Below are 17,455 nucleotides of genomic sequence, written 5' to 3' on the forward strand. Positions count from 1 at the left end.
TAAGGACACATGCAGGAACGCGGAGCCCTTTCATGTCCTTTGAACATTGGTTTGCCTTTGCCGCAGCCTCTGCCGTGCTGCTCGCCATTCCCGGCCCCACCATTCTTCTCGTCATTTCCTATGCGCTCGGACACGGCCGCAAGACCGCAGGCGCTACCGTCGCCGGTGTTGCGCTTGGTGATTTCACCGCGATGACCGCTTCCATGCTCGGCCTCGGCGCGCTGCTTGCGACCTCCGCGGCGATCTTCACGGTACTCAAATGGGTGGGTGCCGCCTATCTCATCTGGCTCGGCATCAAGCTCTGGCGCGCACCGGTGGCCGCCGGCGGCGACGCTGAGGTCGAATCGACTTCCGGCGAACGTCCGCTGCGCATCTTCTTTCACACCTATGCGGTGACTGCACTGAACCCGAAAAGCATCGTCTTCTTCGTCGCCTTCCTGCCGCAGTTCCTCGATCTCAGCCAGCCGCTCTTCACCCAGATGGCGATTTTCGAGCTCACATTCCTGACGCTCGCGATCCTCAATGCCAGCCTCTATGCGGCCCTTGCGACGGCTGCCCGCAGCACGATTTCCAAGCCTAATGTCCGACGGATCGTCAACCGCGCGGGCGGTTCCATGCTCATCGGAGCCGGGCTCCTGACGGCGACGATGAAGCGCGCCACGGCGTGAAATTGCCGCCTGCGCTTGCCGCCGGATGCCTCATAGGTTAATGGAGATTCACGCTTGGCGGCTGGCAACCGCTGATTTGCAGGGGCTACGGGGCCCAGAAGCACGAAAGTGACAGAATGGCGAAGTACCGTATTTCCCTTTCCAAACAGACGTTTGGCGTGGCAGCGATCTTGTCCGCGACCATCGTCTCGGGATGCTCAACGGTAGAGCACACGTCGCTCGAAGAACTGACGGCCGTGCAGACGGTCACCCCGCTCGCAAAGCCCGGCACTGAAATGACGGCTTACGCGCTGCCCACGCCTGACGGTGCAGCCACCGTGGCAAGCGCCGCCCTCGCAGCCCAGACAGCCGGCGTCGCCACCACCTATCCGGTCGCGACCGATCTCGCCCAGGGCGCCGAAGCCGCCCCTGCGATGGTTGCGGTTCCGGCGTCGAAGCCGGGCAGCACCATGGCGCTTGCCATGGTTTCCCCGACCACGCCTGCCATCGCCAGTGCCGAAACGGCAACCGCGGCCGTTACCCAGGTTTCCGCCGACGCCTCGCAAGTACCGGCGCCGACTTCTGCGGACGTTGCGGCCAAGACGGGCCGGGTCCAGGACCTTCCGATTTCGACCCTCGCCGTCGCCGCTGCAATGGAATCGGACTTCGACACCGGCGAACCCGTCGGCCTCGAAAACCTGGTCGCAAATCGCATGATCGTGCCGACCGAGCGCCCGAAGACCGGCGTCATCGGCTCGACTGTGGCCGCCGTTGCCAGCGTCATTCCGGATTCGATGAAGTTCTCCAAGACGCCGACCAGTTCGCGTCCCGAACTCGACAAGATGATCAAGTACTATGCCGACCTCAACGGCATTCCGGTCGAGCTCGTGCACCGCGTCGTCAAGCGCGAAAGCAATTACAACCCGCGCGCCTACAGCAAGGGCAACTACGGCCTGATGCAGATCCGCTACAACACCGCCAAGGGCCTCGGCTATGACGGTCCGGCGGAGGGTCTGTTCGACGCGGAAACCAACCTCAAATACGCGACCAAGTATCTGCACGGCGCCTGGATGGTGGCCGACAATCAGCACGACAGCGCGGTCAAGCTCTATGCCAGCGGCTACTACTACCATGCCAAGCGCAAGGGTCTTCTCGACGACCTCGGCATGAAGTGAGCCTGTTCAGCCGACAGCTCAGCTTGTTTTGCGAGGCGCTCAATCGAGCGCCTCTATTATTTTGGCGTTGAGTTTCTGCACGTCATAGCCGAGACGCGAGGGCGTGAGCCCCAGCCGGACCACCACGAGCTTCAGCGACGGCACCAGCATGATCGCCTGCCCGTCATGGCCGAGCATCCAGAAGCTATCCGCCGGGAAGCTGCCGGATCCGGCGCGGACACCGTTTTCCTCCAGCCACACCTGGCCCTGGCCGTATTTTCCACCCGACGCCTTGGTTGGCGTTCGCATGAAGGCGACGTAGTCCTTCGGCAGCATCGCCCTCCCCTTCCACACGCCGTCCTGCAGCAGGAACTGCGCGAAGCGCGCCCAGTCCTGCGCCGTGGCGTACATATAGGACGAGCCGACGAAAGTGCCGCTCGCATCTGTTTCAAGCACCGCGCTCTTCATGCCCAAGGGGGCGAACAGCCCATCACGCGGAAAGGCAATTGCGGCCGCCGGATCGTCGAATGTCCGCATCCAGATGCGCGACAGCAAGGTGGTCGAACCGCTGGAATAGCTGAACGTCGCACCCGGATTGGACGTCAGCGGTTTGGTGGCCGCATAGCCCGCCATGTCCTTCTCGAGATAGAGCATGCGGGTCACGTCGGTGACGTTGCCGTAGTTCTCGTTGAATTCCAGGCCGCTCTGCATTCCCATGAGGTCGGCGAGCGTGATTTTTGCACGTTCGTCGCTTGCCCACTCCGGCAGGAGCCCGGCGCGTGCCACATCCATTCGACCTTCCGCGACGCGCATGCCGATCAGCGCCGCCGTGACCGATTTCGTCATCGACCAGCCGAGCAAGGGTGTCGAGCTATCAAAGCCTCGACCGTAGGTTTCGGCAACCAGGCGGCCATCGCGAATGACGGCAATGGCCCGCGCGCCCGGACCGGCAAGATCGGTATCCTCGATCAGCTTCTGCAAGGCGGGATCGATCTCGGCGCCCTCGCCTTCCGGCCAGGCCGCTTCCGACGCAGGCGTGATTGCAGTCGCCGCCGTGTTGACCGGCGGCAAGCCCGCGCCATCGCCATCCGGCAGGCTCGCACATCCCATTCCCGGTCGATAGGCCGCGTAGCCCGCCGCAGCAAAGCCGAGGATCCGCGCCGTCACCACCTGTCTTTCCGGATCGACAGCAACCCTCACCAGCTTCAGCAGCGGGTGTCCCGGCGCCTGGACGTCGTCGGCCAGCACCGACTGGGCGTCGCGTTTCGCGATGAAGACGTTGGAACAGACGATCTTGGCGGCGTAGCCATCGCCGACCTTGAGCAGTTCCGGCGGCGCGATCGCAAGCCAGCCGAAGAGAGCGACAATGCCCAGTACCAACGTCGCACCGGAAATCCTCAATATGCGTCTGATGCGTCTCATGCGTTCCCTCCGGCCGCCTCATGTTTCCTGGAAGCCGAGCCGACCACGGACAGAAACATGCAGCAATTCAAAGTGCTACGGCGGCAAAGCCTGTCCGCTGGGACGCACGGTCGCCGCCGAGTTGCAGAGAGAACCAGCATTTCGCCCACAGGAAAAGCCTAGAAACGGCAAGTTTCCAATTTCCGGGGAGATCGGAACCCCAAGTGCACGCCGGTTTGCGCCGTCTAGGCCGAACGTCGCAAATCCGTAGCTGCGCCTGCTTTGAGCAGGGCCGTTACATCCGTGAGCGCCGGTGATATCCAAGGACCACGGACTTCGACGGCGCCGCTGGCCTGCGCGCAATCCACCTCGCTTTCCTTTTCGATGCCGCGCACGGCAATCGCCAGCCGCAACACCTGCCCGGTCTTGATGAGGCAGGAAAGCAGCGCGACGCTGCGCTCGCTGCCGTGGGTCGCCCGGATGGCGGTGAGATCGATCGTCACCTGGTGAGGCTGCAGTTCCGCGATCAAATTCAAGGGCAAGGATGAGCCGGCACCGCCGCCAAGCGCAATCCGGACACCCAACGCCCGCAATCCCTTCAGATTGTCCGCGATCAGCGCGAGATCCTCGGTCGAAAAGTCTCCGGTGACCTCGATGGTCAGGCGTCCCGCAGGCAGGCCCGTTTCGCCCAGGCATTGCCGGACCTGCTCGACGAAGTCCCGCTCCTTGAGTTGCGGCGCAAAGGGCGCGACGGTCAACCCTGTCGGCGAAGGCCAGCGCTCGGCCTCGGTGCAGGCAGCCTTAAGTGTCCAGTAGCCGAGCGAGCGCGTGCCGGGGCTCTGCTCTGATGGTTCGATAAAGGCTTGCTCGCCGATCACCCCGCGAAGCGGATGCTGCCAGCGCAGCAACGCCTCGAAAGCGCGGATGGCTCCGCTTGCCGCACCGGCGATCGGCAGGAATTCGAGGAAGAATTCGCTGTTCTCCAGCCCCCGCGCCACATCGCGCTCGGCCTCGGCCCGCTGCTGTGCCGCATGGGTCAGTATCTCCGAATGGAAGGCATGGCTGTTGCCGCTCACAGCCTTCGCCTCATAGAGCGCCAGGTCCGCGCGCTTCAGCACCTCACCCGTTGCCGTATCGGTGCGCTCGACGAAGGCGATGCCGATGCTGCAGCCGGAAGCGACCTGCGCTTCGCCGAGATCGAACGGCGCTTCGAACAGCGCCTTTACCCGCGCTGCGAGCATTTCGGCTTCGGCCTGCGACGAGGCACCGCCGGCCGTAAGCACGAACTCGTCGCCCCCCAGCCGGTAGACCGTCGCCTCTCCGGAAAAGGCGCGCCGCAGGCGGGCGCCGAAGAGCGCGAGCAACCGGTCGCCGGCGTCGTGCCCCATGGTATCGTTGATCGCCTTGAACCGGTCGAGATCGAGAAGGAGAAGGGCATTGCGCTCGAAGGCAGGCCCTTCCGTGCAGAGTGCCTGGCGAATATCCGCCTCCAGCGCCGCACGGTTGGCAAGCCCGGTGAGCTTGTCGCGGTGGACTTCGTGGCGCAGGCGCCGCTCTGCGCGACGCGCCGCATGCAACTCGTGCTCCAACCGGCGCGAGTAGCGCCAGCGATAGAACGAACCGCCGAGGAGAAACGGCATGGCGCCCGCTGCCAGCATGGCGGAGACGTCCAAATGGGCTGTCGGTTGTTCAAGCAAGACTGTTTCCGTCGCCAGCAACGCCGCAGAAACCAGAGCCCCCAATGCCGCGCCGACAGCTGCAAATCGCTGCTCGGGCTTCGGCAGAAACGTTCTTAACATCATGTCGACGCCCCCGAATATGAGGCGGTGCTAGCACGCTAGGGTTTAATGAATTCTTATGGGTGAAAAATTGTAGTGCACTGGTTCGGGCGCGCGCCCTCTGGCTGTGGAAACCCCGTCATCAAAGTGTAGCCGAGTCAATTTAGAAGCGGCTAAGTTTCAACTGGATGACCGGCAGAGATGACCGAACTAGCCCCCGACGTTGGCTTTGGCAGAAAAAATCCGAAGCTGAAAAAAGCGCTGCTCCAGCACAAGACCTTCTCCCTTGCCGGCCTTTCGGAACGTCTCTTCGGCCTGCTCTTCTCGGGTCTCGTCTACCCGCAAATCTGGGAAGACCCGATCGTCGACATGGAAGCGATGCAGCTCGGTCCTGAACACCGGATCGTCACCATCGGCTCCGGCGGCTGCAACATGCTGACCTACCTGTCTGTCGGCCCGCGCAGAATAGACGTCGTCGACCTCAACCCGCACCATATCGCGCTGAACCGCCTGAAGCTCGCAGCCTTCCGTCATCTGCCAAGCCACAAGGACGTGACGCGCTTCCTGGCGACCCAGGGCACCGCCACAAACGTCCAGGCCTTCGACCTCTTCATTTCGCCGAAGCTCGACACGGCGACACGCAGCTACTGGAACGGCCGTGACCTGACCGGCCGCCGCCGCATCGGGGTCTTCGGCCGCAACATCTATCGCACCGGCCTGCTCGGCCGCTTCATTGCCGCAAGCCACCTGCTCGCCCGCCTGCACGGCGTCGACCCGGCCGAGTTCGTCCAGGCCGGTTCCATGCGCGAGCAGCGGCAGTTCTTCGACGAGCGTCTTGCGCCGCTGTTTGATCGTCCCGCCATACGCTGGATCACCGGCCGCAAGAGTTCGCTTTTCGGTCTCGGCATCCCGCCGCAACAATTCGACGAACTGGCAAGCCTCAGCAGCGAGAAGTCGCTCGCCGCCGTGTTGCGCCACCGCCTCGAAAAACTGACCTGTCACTTCCCGCTGCGGGAGAACTATTTCGCCTGGCAGGCCTTCGGGCGCCGCTACCCGCTGCCGCATGAAGGCGATCTTCCGCCCTACCTCGATGCCGCTGCCTATGAAGCGATCCGCAACAATGCCGAGCGCGTCGAGGTCCATCACGCAAGCTACACCGAGCTTCTCGCCAACAAGCCTGCCGCATCGGTCGACCGCTACATCCTGCTCGATGCCCAGGACTGGATGAACGACCAACAGCTGAACGATCTTTGGACCGAGATCACCCGTACGGCCGATGCCGGTGCGGTCGTCATCTTCCGCACCGCCGCAGAAGACAGCATCCTCCCCGGTCGCGTCTCCTCGGCGCTGCTCGATCAGTGGCACTACGATGCCGAAACATCGCTCAAGCTCGGCGCGAAAGACCGTTCCGCCATCTATGGCGGTTTCCACATTTACCGGAAGAAGGCTTGAGCCGATGCGTGAGGCCGGCATTTCCCACGCGCGGCGCATGGATCACATGTACCGCTACCAGCGGCACTTCTACGATCTGACGCGGAAGTATTACCTCTTTGGACGCGACACGCTGATCCGGGAGATGCACCCGGCGCCGGGCGCCTCCGTGCTCGAGGTCGGCTGCGGCACCGGGCGCAATCTCGCTCTCATCGGCCACTGCTTCCCCTCGGCGCGGCTGTTCGGCCTGGACATCTCCCAGGAGATGCTGACCTCCGCCGACGCGAAGCTCAACCGTGGCAGCAGGCGCCGCGCCGAGCTTCAGGTCGCCGACGCCACCGATTTCGACCCCAAGGTCTTCGGCGAACGCGGCTTCGACCACATTCTCATCTCCTATTCCCTGTCGATGATCCCCGACTGGCAAAAGGCGATCGATGCGGCCATTGCCGCACTCAATCCGGGCGGCTCCCTGCACATTGCCGATTTCGGCCAGCAGGAACGCCTGCCGACGAGCTTCCGCCGGGCGCTGCACGGCTGGCTCGATCGCTTCCACGTCACGCCGCGCGCCAGCCTTTTCGACGTGTTGCGCGTGAAGGCCCGGGAGAATGGCGCCGATCTCGAACGCCGCGCGATCGGCCGCGGCTATGCCTGGCTTGCGGTCTATCACAGCCCGGCCGTCGCAATCGCCGCCTGAGACCGCGACCCGTCGTGCAGCCGGCGGGTGGTCGTCTTCATCTCACTTCGCCAGAGCGCGCCGAAATCCCCCGTGGGAGTTCGGCGCTTTCGCGTTGCAGTAGAAAACGGGACGCTCCTGCCTCGCCCGCAATTCCCGCTTGAGCTAACCCAATTTTTACGATGATATGGTGAAGATGAGGTTCACGCCTCGCGGGGGAAATCACCGATATGAAAGCCATCGTGTGAGGCAGGATCGTCGCTCGTCTCTAGACAGGTACCTCATGCGCCGGCTTCTCCTGGCTCTGCTGCCCATTGCCACCCTCCTTTCCGCCTGTTCGTCGACCGATTACGACCTGATGCAGACGGCATCGATCCCGCCGCGCTTCCAGGATAAGGACCCACAGGACTTCGGCGAGCGCACCCCGCAGCATCACAACATTCACGGCATCGACGTTTCGAAATGGAATGGCGATATCGACTGGATGAAGGTGAAGAACTCCGGTGTCTCCTTCGCCTTCATCAAGGCGACGGAAGGCAAGGACAGGGTCGACACCCGCTTCAACGAGTACTGGCAAAAGGCGCGTGCCGCCGGCATCCCCTATGCGCCCTATCACTTCTACTATTTCTGCTCGACCGCCGACGAACAGGCCGACTGGTTCATCGCCAATGTGCCGAAGACCGCAGTCTACCTGCCGCCGGTGCTCGACGTCGAGTGGAACGGCGAATCGAAGACCTGCCGCCACCGCCCGACGCCGGATGAAGTGCGCGTCGAGATGAAGCGCTTCATGGATCGCCTCGAAGCGCACTACGGCAAACGCCCGATCATCTACACCTCGGTCGACTTCCACCGCGACAATCTCGTCGACCAGTTCAAGGAGCATCACTTCTGGGTGCGCTCGGTCGCCAAGCATCCGGGCGAGGTCTATGTCGAGCGCCGCTGGGCCTTCTGGCAATACACCAGCACCGGCGTGATCCCGGGCATCGACGGCAGCACCGATATCAACGTCTTCGCCGGTTCGGCGAAAAACTGGAAGAACTGGGTCGCAGCGGTCTCGCAGCCGAAGTAAGGCCGGCATTCTTGCCGGCAAGTGCGGCAAGGAACCCCATTTTCTTCTTTCGGTCATAATGCTCTGAAAGAGCAACGGCAGATTTACAGTGCCGCACGTCCCCAAGGACGCGCAAACGCCGCTGTAACATTTTTGAACCGCTGCATGAGACATCCTTGGGTCGATCGCGATCTGGAGATTTATGCAGCGAATCCAATAATTTGGCTGCCCGTGCGGTGTCTCCCTCACCCCGCGGCCACAGAAAGGAATTATGATGAACCGCACTGCCCGGCACGCCCTGGCCTCCGTCGCCCTCCTGGCGCTCACCGCCTCCACCGCGTTTGCACAGACCGCGACCCAGACGGGCGCCCAGGGCGCCGCTCCGGCTGTCGCCTGCGGCGGCGACCTCGGTGCCTTCCTCCAGGGCGTGAAGGCCGAAGCAGTCGCCAAGGGCGTTCCCGCCGATGTCGCCGATCGGGCGCTTGCGGGTGCTGCCATCAACGAGAAGGTCCTCAGCCGCGACCGCGCCCAGGGTGTCTTCAAGCAGACCTTCACCGAGTTCTCCAAGCGCACGGTCAGCAAGGCGCGCCTCGATATCGGCCAGCAGAAGATGAAGGAATATGCCGACGTCTTCGCCCGCGCCGAGAAGGAATTCGGCGTGCCCGCCCCTGTCATCACCGCTTTCTGGGCGATGGAAACGGACTTCGGCGCTGTCCAGGGCGACTTCAATACCCGTGATGCACTGGTGACACTGTCGCACGATTGCCGCCGCCCTGAAATGTTCCGTCCGCAGCTGATCGCCGCCATCGAGATGGTGCAGCACGGCGACCTTGACCCGGCAACGACCACCGGCGCCTGGGCCGGCGAGATCGGCCAGGTGCAGATGCTGCCGGAAGACATCATCGCCTACGGCGTCGATGGCGATGGCGACGGCCACGTCAACCTGAAGAAGAGCTCGCCCGACGCGATCCTCACCGCGGCCAAGTTCATCCAGAGCCTCGGCTTCAAGGCCGGCCAGCCCTGGATCCAGGAAGTCAGCGTTCCCGAAGAACTCCCCTGGGAAAAGACCGGCCTGCAGCCGGGCATGAAGGCGGCGGACTGGTTCGCACTCGGCGTCGCGCCGCGTGACGGCAACACCGCCAATGGCAATCTCGAAGCCTCCCTGGTGCTGCCGCAGGGCCGCAAGGGTGTGGCCTTCCTCACCTACCCGAACTTCAACGTCTATCTCGAGTGGAACCAGTCGTTCATCTACACGACGTCGGCCGCCTACTTCGCCACCCGCCTCGCCGGCGCGCCGACCTATGAGGGCGGCAACCCGGAACCGGGCCTCGACGATGTCGGTATGAAGGCGCTGCAGACCAAGCTGCAGACGCTCGGCCATGACGTCGGCAAGGTCGACGGCATCCTCGGCTCCGGCACCCGCGCCGCCCTTCAGAAGGAACAGCTCCGCCTCGGACGCCCGGCGGATGGCTGGGCGACGCTGGAACTCCTGAACGCCCTCTAAGCGAACTTCGGGCCACGGATGCGGCTCGGCCTAGCAGCCAGAACTCCGGGGATCGGAAGCGATTCCCGGGGTTTCCTTATCCGAGATGCAGGTCCACCCCGGAGGCACGCACGGCGCATCTCGAAGCGTTGCCCTTCCCTCGATCAGTCGGCAAGAACCGGGTGGCATGCGCCAAGACGCCGGGCTATGAAATAGGGGTCAGATCACAACCGGCCCGGGTACCGGACGCAGCCTTTGCGCCATACGTACATTCGCCGCCTGGATGAGGCTGACGGACGACAAGGCGATCAGCACGGACGGGGCATCACCATGAATGCGCGAACCACAATCGACGGCCATCAGATGAGCGTTAGAACCTGGATGCTGCTGGCGCTGCTCGGTCTCATCTGGGGCGGGTCCTTCTTCTTTGCCCGCGTGGCCGTTGCCCACGTGCCGCCGTTCACGCTGGTGGTCCTGCGCCTGGGCCTCGCAGCAATTGCCCTGCACCTCTATATCGGCGGCCGCTTCGGCATCTATCAGGCACTTGCCGGACGTTGGCGCGAATTCGCGCTGATGGGGCTGATCAACAACGCCATCCCGCATGCCTTCATCTTCCTCGGCCAGACACAGATCGGCGCCGGGCTCGCGGCAATCCTCAATGCCACGACGCCGGTCTGGACCGTCATCATCGCCAACATGGCGACCGAGGATGAAAAGCTGAGCTCCGCCAAGATTGCCGGCTGCCTGCTGGGGCTCACCGGCACCGTGGTTCTGATCGGGCCGAGTGCGCTTGCCGGCCTGTTCGGCACGACCAGCAGCATCCCACTCTGGGCGCTCGTCCTGCCGGTGCTGGCCGCCGTCAGCTATGGCTTCGCGGCGACCTACGGCAAGCGCTTTCGCAATCTCGCCCCACCGGTGACGGCCGCCGGACAGCTCACCGCTTCGACCCTGATGATGCTGCCCGTTGCCGCGTTCTCCGATGCGCCCTGGACACTGCCGATGCCGCCGATCGAGGCGACGCTTTCGATCCTCGGGCTCGCGCTCGTCTCGACCGCCTATGGGTACATTCTCTTTTTCCGGATCATGGCGGAAGCCGGCGCCACCAACGCCTCGCTCGTCACCTTGCTGGTGCCGCCAAGCGCGATTCTGCTCGGCTATCTCTTCCTGGGGGAAACGCTGCAGGCGGCCGACATCGCCGGCATGGCGCTGATCGCCCTCGGTCTCGCCGTGCTTGACGGACGGCTTCTACGGCTCACACGGGCTGCCTGAACGGGGAATCGAGCCGCCCTTTTCGTCCCCTTCCGAAGCGCTCACGCACGGTTACAAGCGTTTATATTAACCTTGCGGAAGCGATTGTGAAAAAAATGTGGCAGACATAAAATGATAGATATTTCAACTATATAACCCTGTGAATAAGGCCACTCCCCCTCACGGATTTCGCACTGCAGCACAAGTTTCGCTTTAACACTTCGTGATTTCGCCCTATGTTTTAACGCGTTAACGCAGGGAGGGTCATCCATGGGCCTTACACATTCGCTGAATGTCCTCATGATCAGTGCAGCGTTCGTATTCGTGGCCACGATGCTTTTCATCTGATGAGCGGCCGCTGAGAGTCCAAAACCGAATAGGGACTTTAATTTCCGGAAATCCATTCTGCAGCACCAAGCAAGCTAGACCGCCAAGAGAGCACAGGGTCTAAACGCTGCGACAGAAAAGAAAGCGCATGAAGGTCAACCTTCATGCGCTTTCTCATTTTCGGATATCTGTCAGTCAAAGGCGCCCACGGCCGGTGCGCCTGTGAAACTCAGGCCGCCGCCCCCGCCGCCGCCTGGAATCGCACTTCGGGGAGCACCGCGCTCGGCTCCGCTGCGACCCGCTCGAAGCCGACAAGGTCCAGCACGGCCGTCACCAAGGGCGAACGGTTCATCGTGTAGAGGTGAAAATCGCGCACGCCGCGACGGGCGAGATCGACAATCTGCTCGGCGGCGATGTGCGTCGCCTCCTTGAAGCGCTCGGCCGCCTGCTCTTCCAGATGCACGAGCCGCGTGACGATCGCCTCCGGCACGGTGGCGCCACAGAGGCCGGCAAACTTCTGCACCTGCGTCAGATTGTTGATCGGCAGGATGCCCGGCACGATCGGGATGTTGACCCCGGCGCGGCGCACGCGTTCGAGGTAACGCTCGAAATCGTTGTTGTCGAAGAAGAACTGGGTCAGTGCGCGGGTGGCGCCGGCATCGACCTTGCGCTTCAGCATGTCGATATCGGCGGCCACGTCAGGGCTCTCCGGATGCTTCTCCGGGTAGGAGGAGACTGAGATCTCGATATCGTCGCCCCGGGCGCGAATTGCCTGCACCAGGTCGGTGCTGCTCGCATAACCATCCGGATGCGGCGCATAGGTGCTGCCGATGCCGCCCTGCGGGTCGCCGCGCAGTGCCACGAAGTGACGGACGCCATAATCAATGTACTCGTCGATGACCGCATCGACTTCCGCCTTCGGTGCACCGACGCAGGTCAGGTGCGCCGCCGTGTTGGCAAAGCCCTTCTCCTCGATCATCCGCCGTACCGTCGTCAGCGACCGCGCCTTGGTCGAGCCGCCAGCACCGTAGGTGACCGTAAGGAAAGCGGGACCGAAAACCGAGAGGTCCTCCGCCGTCTGGAAGAGCTGCGCTTCCATTTCATCGGTCTTGGGAGGGAAGTATTCGAAAGAGAGCCTCAGATTGCCTCGCTCGGCCGGATAAAGCGTCTGTTCCGTCATTCTCAAACTCCCCCTGCATGGATGCGCGGCCGCGGCGTTTCATTCTCATTCACGGCGCGCCGGTCGCGCGCCAGCCAGATCGTCACCGTCAGCTTTTCTTCCTCGGCGCCTTCCGGCGAAAGATCCGTGGTTTTCTCGAGCACCAGGCCAGCCTTGGCGAGCCAATCGGCGATCACCTGGTGCGAGAAACCGAGGCGCGCATGCGCATGTTCGTCGCGCAGATGCTCGAGCCCGTGCGGCGCGAAGTCGATGATGACCAGCCGGCCACCCGGCATCAGCATGCGCGCAGCTTCCGCGATCGCCGCCTCCGGCTCGTCGAGGAAATGCAGCACCTGGTGAATGGTGACGAGATCAAAGGCCTGCCCGTCGAGCGGCAGATTGAAAATGTCGCCGTGGCGGATCGAGGCCTTGGTGATGCCGGCACGATCGAGATTGGAGCGCGCAACGGCAAGCATGTCGCGGCTGGCGTCAACGCCGACGCCGCGGCGGTAGAGCCCTTCAAACAGCTGCAGGATGCGCCCGGTACCGGTACCAAGGTCAAGCAGGCTCTCGACCGGCTCGTCGCCGACCATCTCGCGCAGCTTCGCCTCGACGTCGCGCTCGCTGACATGCAGGCGGCGAAGCTCGTCCCAGCCGGCGGCGTTGCGGCTGAAATAGGCCTGTGCCTTTTCGGCCCTCGCCTTCTTGAGCGTCGTCAGCCGCGCCGCATCGCGCGAAAGCACCGCGTCGTCGGCGGATGCTGCCGCCAGCATGGCGCGAACGAGCCCGACGCGCGCGCCGTCCTGTCTCAGGCGGAAATAGGCCCAGGCGCCTTCCTGATAACGATCGATGAGCTCGACCTCGGCAAGCAGCTTCAGGTGCCGCGAAATACGCGGCTGCGACTGCCCGAGAATTTCGGTAAGATCGGTAACGGTGAGATCACCCGCGGCGAGCAAAGCGACGAGACGCATGCGGGTCGGCTCTCCCGCCGCCTTCAGCACGTCCACCAGCGCATCCAGACCCAGTTCTCTCTGAGCAGCCATCGCGATCCCCATCAACACATAAAGATATGTTTATGTGATTTGCGAGATCGGCGCAAGCGGATTTGCGTGGAAAGGCCGAACAATGGCGCGCACAAGACAGGCTTTGCGCTCGGGGGCGCGTGCGCCGCAAGCGACGCGTTCAACGGCGCATCGCTGGGTCCCAGCCGCGCTATTTCAATCCGTTCTCGATTTTGCTGGGCGCCTGCGCCGTCCGAGCGGCAAAGGAAAACGGGCGAAGCCTGCGCTTCGCCCGTTTCGTGAAGTCAAGTTGCACCGCCTGTTTGCGCGAGCGGTTGCGAGGCAATGGGCGCCGCACACATGGCGGCGACGATCACAGATCAGCGCGTCAGGCGCTTGTAGGTGACGCGCTTCGGGTTGACCGAGTCCGGGCCGAGGCGGCGGATCTTGTCCTTCTCGTAGTCTTCGAAGTTGCCTTCGAACCACTCGACCTGGCTGTCGCCTTCAAAGGCGAGGATATGCGTTGCCAGGCGGTCGAGGAACATGCGGTCGTGGCTGATGATGACGGCGCAGCCGGCGAAGTTTTCGAGCGCCACTTCGAGTGCCGCCAGCGTCTCGGTGTCGAGGTCGTTCGTCGGTTCGTCGAGCAGCAGGACGTTGCCGCCGGCCTTCAGCATCTTGGCGAGGTGAACGCGGTTGCGCTGACCACCCGAGAGGTTGCCGACCTTCTGCTGCTGGTCGCCGCCCTTGAAGTTGAAGGTCGAGCAATAGGCGCGCGAGTTCATCTCGTGCTTGCCGAGCTTGATGACTTCGGCGCCGCCGGAGATTTCTTCCCAGACGGTCTTGTTGCCGTCGAGCGCGTCGCGGCTCTGGTCGACATAGCCGAGATGCACGGTCTCGCCGATGCGGATCGAGCCGCTGTCGGGCTGCTCCTGGCCTGTGATCATGCGGAAGAGCGTCGTCTTACCGGCGCCGTTCGGGCCGATGATGCCGACGATGCCGCCCGGCGGCAGCTTCAGCGACAGGCCGTCGATCAGCAGGCGATCGCCATAGCCCTTGGTAACGCCTTCCATCTCGATGACCACCTGGCCGAGACGTTCGCCGACCGGGATGATGATCTGCGCGTCACCGGGGCGCTGGTTTTCCGCCGCGTTGACCAGTTCGTCATAGGAGCGGATACGCGCCTTGGACTTGGCCTGACGGGCCTTGGGGCTGGATGCGATCCACTCCTGTTCGCGGGCGATCGCCTTCTGGCGGGAAGCCTCTTCGCGGCCTTCCTGCTGCATGCGCTTGGCCTTGGCAACGAGATAGGCCGAGTAGTTGCCTTCGTAGGGAATGCTGCGGCCGCGGTCGAGCTCGAGGATCCAGCCGGTGACGTTGTCGAGGAAGTAGCGGTCGTGGGTGATCATCAGCACGGCGCCCGGATATTCGCGCAGGTGCTTTTCGAGCCAGGCGATCGTTTCGGCGTCGAGGTGGTTGGTCGGTTCGTCGAGCAGCAGCAGGTCCGGCTGCGATAGCAGCAGCTTGCAGAGCGCGACACGGCGTTTTTCACCGCCCGAGAGATTGGTCACTTCCGCGTCGCCCGGCGGGCAGCGCAACGCTTCCATGGCCATTTCGACCTGGCTTTCCAGATCCCAGAGGTTCTGGCTGTCGATGATGTCCTGGAGCTTGGCGCCCTCTTCCGCCGTCTCGTCGGAATAGTTCATCATCAGTTCGTTGTAGCGGTCGACGATCGCCTTCTTCTTGGCAACGCCTTCCATGGCATTTTCGAGCACGGTCTTCGTCGGATCGAGCTGCGGCTCCTGCGGCAGGTAGCCGACCGTCGCACCTTCGGCGACCCAGGCTTCGCCGGTGAATTCCTTGTCGAGGCCGGCCATGATCCTGAGCACCGTCGACTTACCGGCGCCGTTCGGGCCGAGGATACCGATCTTTGCATCCGGGTAGAACGACAGATGAACGTTCTCGAGAACCTTCTTCGCGCCGTAGGACTTATTAAGTCCGGCCATATGATAGATGAACTGACGTGCCATGAGGGAATGCTCCGCAGGGAAAGGAAATTTGCCCGCTATGTAGGCGAATTATAGGAAGGGGGCAATGAGCAAAGGCGTTCGCCCCGGCTTGTCCCCCCAACCTATCCCTTGCGGCTGCCCTGCATCGAAAGCGCTCTCGCGGCCGAAGTACGGTGTCTGCGAGGTCGGTCAGCTGCGCCCGGCCGTATCGGCAATACCCTTGGCGCATTTGAACTCGGTCGGCCCCGCCGCCTGGATCAGCGGCGCCAGGCTCGACGCCTTCAGGACGTCGCCGGTCAGCCCGATCGTCAGCCCGGTGATGACACTGCGGCCCTGAACCGTCTGGCAGCGCATGCGCACCCGATCCCCCGCACCAGCGCCGAAGCTCTGGTCAAAGGCCTGCTTGACCGTCGCCTCGTCGAGCTCGGAACCGATGCGCTGGCGAAACAATGCGCCGACCGCCGAGCGATTGAGCTCCTCCAGCATGCGCAGCTGCACCGAGAAATAGTCGTCGACCGAACCGCTCTGGCAAGTACCGCTCATCAGCCACTGGTGACGGTCGAGCCCGGATTGAACGCCCGGCATGGCGATGAGCAACCGCGCTGCAGTGTCATCGGCCATGGCAAGCTTCGGCAGTTCCAGCCAGCTGCCCTTGCGGTCCTTCGCGCGCACCTCGGCCGCTACACCGCAATAGCTCTTGCGCAGCGGCCAAAGACCATGCAGCGAGAGGTTGGTCGCGTCGAACCGCTCCGCCGTCTGGCTCTCGCATTCCTTGCGCTGCGGCCTCGTTTCGCAGAAGCCCGGCTGCCAGCTCACCGCCAGAACGTACTCCGTGCGGCCGGTCGCGTCTTTGGCGGCTCCTTGATCCGACATTTCCTCGCCGGCAGCAAAGGCAGCCGGCGCAAGAAACAGCGCCAATGCCGCCAGCATTCCTGCCATCGGACCCGATATCGCCTTACAGAAACTAACCATGACATCCTCCTGCGGAAACAAAACAGGAACGAATATCGCTCAAAACGGGAAAATTGCAACTCTTAATTAAGATGAGCGCACATTCGCTTGTGACCTCATGCGCAACGAGCAACAAGCGGCGATTGCCTTTGCCTTGCAAATCGATTTGATATCGGATTGGTCTGTCGTTGTAGCCGGGGGAAATCGTGTTCGGGCAGGTGAAGACACATCAAAGCCCGACCGGAGCCACCTTGAGCTGGCGCCATTTCCCCGCGACCGCCGACGCCCGCGGCATCCTCCTCATTAGCCACGGCCTTGCCGAACACTCAGGCCGCTACGCCCGCTTTGCCGAGGCCATGGCTGCGCACGGCTTCCACGTCTACGCCCACGACCATCGCGGCCACGGTGCGACGCGCGCGCCGGACGCACCGCTCGGCATGTTTTCGAGCCGCGAGGGGCTCGACAAGGTCTTCGCCGATATAAGGGCCATTCACGCAATCGCGACGGGCACCCATCCGGATCTGCCGGTCGTCCTTTTCGGCCATTCCATGGGCGGGCTGATTGCGCTCAACGCTGCCGAGGCCGATCCCGGCCTCTATGACGCGCTCGCCGTCTGGAATTCCAATTTTCGTCCCGGCCTTGCCGGCCGCGGCGGCCAGGTCATCCTGAAGGTCGAGAAGGCGCTGAAGGGTTCTGACGTGCCGAGCCCGCTCCTGACCAAGCTCACCTTCGGCATGTGGGGCGGCGCGATCAAGGATCGCAAGACCGATCTCGACTGGTTGTCGCGCGACGATGCCGAAGTGGCTAAATACGCCGCCGACCCGCTCTGCGGCTTCGATGCCACCGTCTCGCTCTGGCTCGATCTCTTCCGCCTGTCCTTCGGCGGCGCCCGGCCCGACCGGCTGGCGCGGCTTCGGAAAGACCTGCCCATCCACCTCGTCGGCGGCAGCGCCGACCCGTCGACCGAGATGGGCAGTGCCGTCCGCTGGCTCGGCGCCAGGATGAAAGCCGCCGGCCTGAGCAACGTCACCGTCACCGTCTATGACGGCATGCGCCACGAAACCCTGAATGAAATCGGCCGGGAACAGGCGACGGCAGACTTTGCCGCCTGGTGCCTGCGCGCCATCGCAGGCAAGCGCTGACCG

At 63.3% G+C, this 17,455-nt stretch carries 14 protein-coding genes; 8 read left to right on the forward strand and 6 right to left on the reverse strand.

Annotated elements, in window-relative coordinates; genetic code table 11:
* Window positions 1-32 precede the first annotated feature (32 nt).
* Both AB4Z53_RS07160 and AB4Z53_RS07165 read left to right on the forward strand, forming a co-directional pair.
* Complete coding sequence (locus AB4Z53_RS07160; RefSeq protein ID WP_441595384.1) at window positions 33-668, forward strand: LysE family translocator; 636 nt, start codon at window positions 33-35, stop codon at window positions 666-668.
* Between the two features lie 116 nt (window positions 669-784).
* Window positions 785-1,822, forward strand: a complete 1,038-nt coding sequence (locus AB4Z53_RS07165; protein WP_291151194.1) for a lytic transglycosylase domain-containing protein — start codon at window positions 785-787, stop codon at window positions 1,820-1,822.
* 39 nt (window positions 1,823-1,861) lie between these two features.
* Here the strand turns inward: AB4Z53_RS07165 and AB4Z53_RS07170 are convergent, their stop codons facing one another.
* Both AB4Z53_RS07170 and AB4Z53_RS07175 read right to left on the reverse strand, forming a co-directional pair.
* The gene (locus AB4Z53_RS07170) at window positions 1,862-3,223 is read right to left on the reverse strand and encodes a serine hydrolase domain-containing protein (protein WP_441595385.1); all 1,362 of its coding nucleotides are present in this window, start codon (window positions 3,221-3,223) and stop codon (window positions 1,862-1,864) included.
* Window positions 3,224-3,447: 224 nt separating this feature from the next.
* Entirely contained in the window at window positions 3,448-4,899 is a 1,452-nt protein-coding gene (locus AB4Z53_RS07175; protein ID WP_441595386.1) for a putative bifunctional diguanylate cyclase/phosphodiesterase, read from the reverse strand.
* 282 nt (window positions 4,900-5,181) lie between these two features.
* Here AB4Z53_RS07175 and AB4Z53_RS07180 point away from each other — a divergent pair, with 282 nt between their 5' ends.
* From AB4Z53_RS07180 to AB4Z53_RS07200, 5 genes are all read left to right on the forward strand, one after another.
* Window positions 5,182-6,432, forward strand: a complete 1,251-nt coding sequence (locus AB4Z53_RS07180) for a DUF3419 family protein (RefSeq protein WP_441595387.1) — start codon at window positions 5,182-5,184, stop codon at window positions 6,430-6,432.
* Between the two features lie 4 nt (window positions 6,433-6,436).
* Entirely contained in the window at window positions 6,437-7,105 is a 669-nt protein-coding gene (locus tag AB4Z53_RS07185) for a class I SAM-dependent methyltransferase (RefSeq protein WP_441595388.1), read from the forward strand.
* A gap of 262 nt (window positions 7,106-7,367) precedes the next feature.
* Window positions 7,368-8,153, forward strand: coding sequence for a glycoside hydrolase family 25 protein (locus AB4Z53_RS07190; protein ID WP_223724965.1), 786 nt, complete (start codon window positions 7,368-7,370; stop codon window positions 8,151-8,153).
* Between the two features lie 253 nt (window positions 8,154-8,406).
* Window positions 8,407-9,636 (forward strand): lytic murein transglycosylase, encoded by a 1,230-nt coding sequence (locus tag AB4Z53_RS07195; protein ID WP_441595389.1) that lies wholly within the window; start codon window positions 8,407-8,409, stop codon window positions 9,634-9,636.
* Window positions 9,637-9,978: 342 nt separating this feature from the next.
* On the forward strand, window positions 9,979-10,884 hold the full coding sequence (locus tag AB4Z53_RS07200) for a DMT family transporter (protein WP_441595390.1): 906 nt from the start codon (window positions 9,979-9,981) through the stop codon (window positions 10,882-10,884).
* A gap of 535 nt (window positions 10,885-11,419) precedes the next feature.
* Here AB4Z53_RS07200 and metF read toward each other — a convergent pair.
* From metF to AB4Z53_RS07220, 4 genes are all read right to left on the reverse strand, one after another.
* The gene (metF, locus tag AB4Z53_RS07205) at window positions 11,420-12,370 is read right to left on the reverse strand and encodes a methylenetetrahydrofolate reductase [NAD(P)H] (RefSeq protein WP_441595391.1); all 951 of its coding nucleotides are present in this window, start codon (window positions 12,368-12,370) and stop codon (window positions 11,420-11,422) included.
* Window positions 12,371-12,372: 2 nt separating this feature from the next.
* On the reverse strand, window positions 12,373-13,392 hold the full coding sequence (locus AB4Z53_RS07210) for an ArsR/SmtB family transcription factor (protein WP_113540767.1): 1,020 nt from the start codon (window positions 13,390-13,392) through the stop codon (window positions 12,373-12,375).
* Window positions 13,393-13,730: 338 nt separating this feature from the next.
* Window positions 13,731-15,380 (reverse strand): energy-dependent translational throttle protein EttA, encoded by a 1,650-nt coding sequence (gene ettA, locus AB4Z53_RS07215; RefSeq protein WP_113540747.1) that lies wholly within the window; start codon window positions 15,378-15,380, stop codon window positions 13,731-13,733.
* Window positions 15,381-15,548: 168 nt separating this feature from the next.
* Window positions 15,549-16,331, reverse strand: a complete 783-nt coding sequence (locus AB4Z53_RS07220; RefSeq protein WP_291151172.1) for a ribonuclease T2 — start codon at window positions 16,329-16,331, stop codon at window positions 15,549-15,551.
* A 185-nt stretch (window positions 16,332-16,516) separates the two neighbouring features.
* Between AB4Z53_RS07220 and AB4Z53_RS07225 the strand changes: the two genes are divergently transcribed.
* A complete protein-coding gene (locus AB4Z53_RS07225) occupies window positions 16,517-17,452 on the forward strand; it encodes an alpha/beta fold hydrolase (protein WP_441595392.1) in 936 nt (311 codons plus the stop codon).
* The last annotated feature ends 3 nt before the right edge of the window (window positions 17,453-17,455 follow it).

This window comes from Ensifer sp. 2TAB8, from assembly GCF_052115125.1.
In the GTDB taxonomy this organism is placed as follows: domain Bacteria; phylum Pseudomonadota; class Alphaproteobacteria; order Rhizobiales; family Rhizobiaceae; genus Ensifer.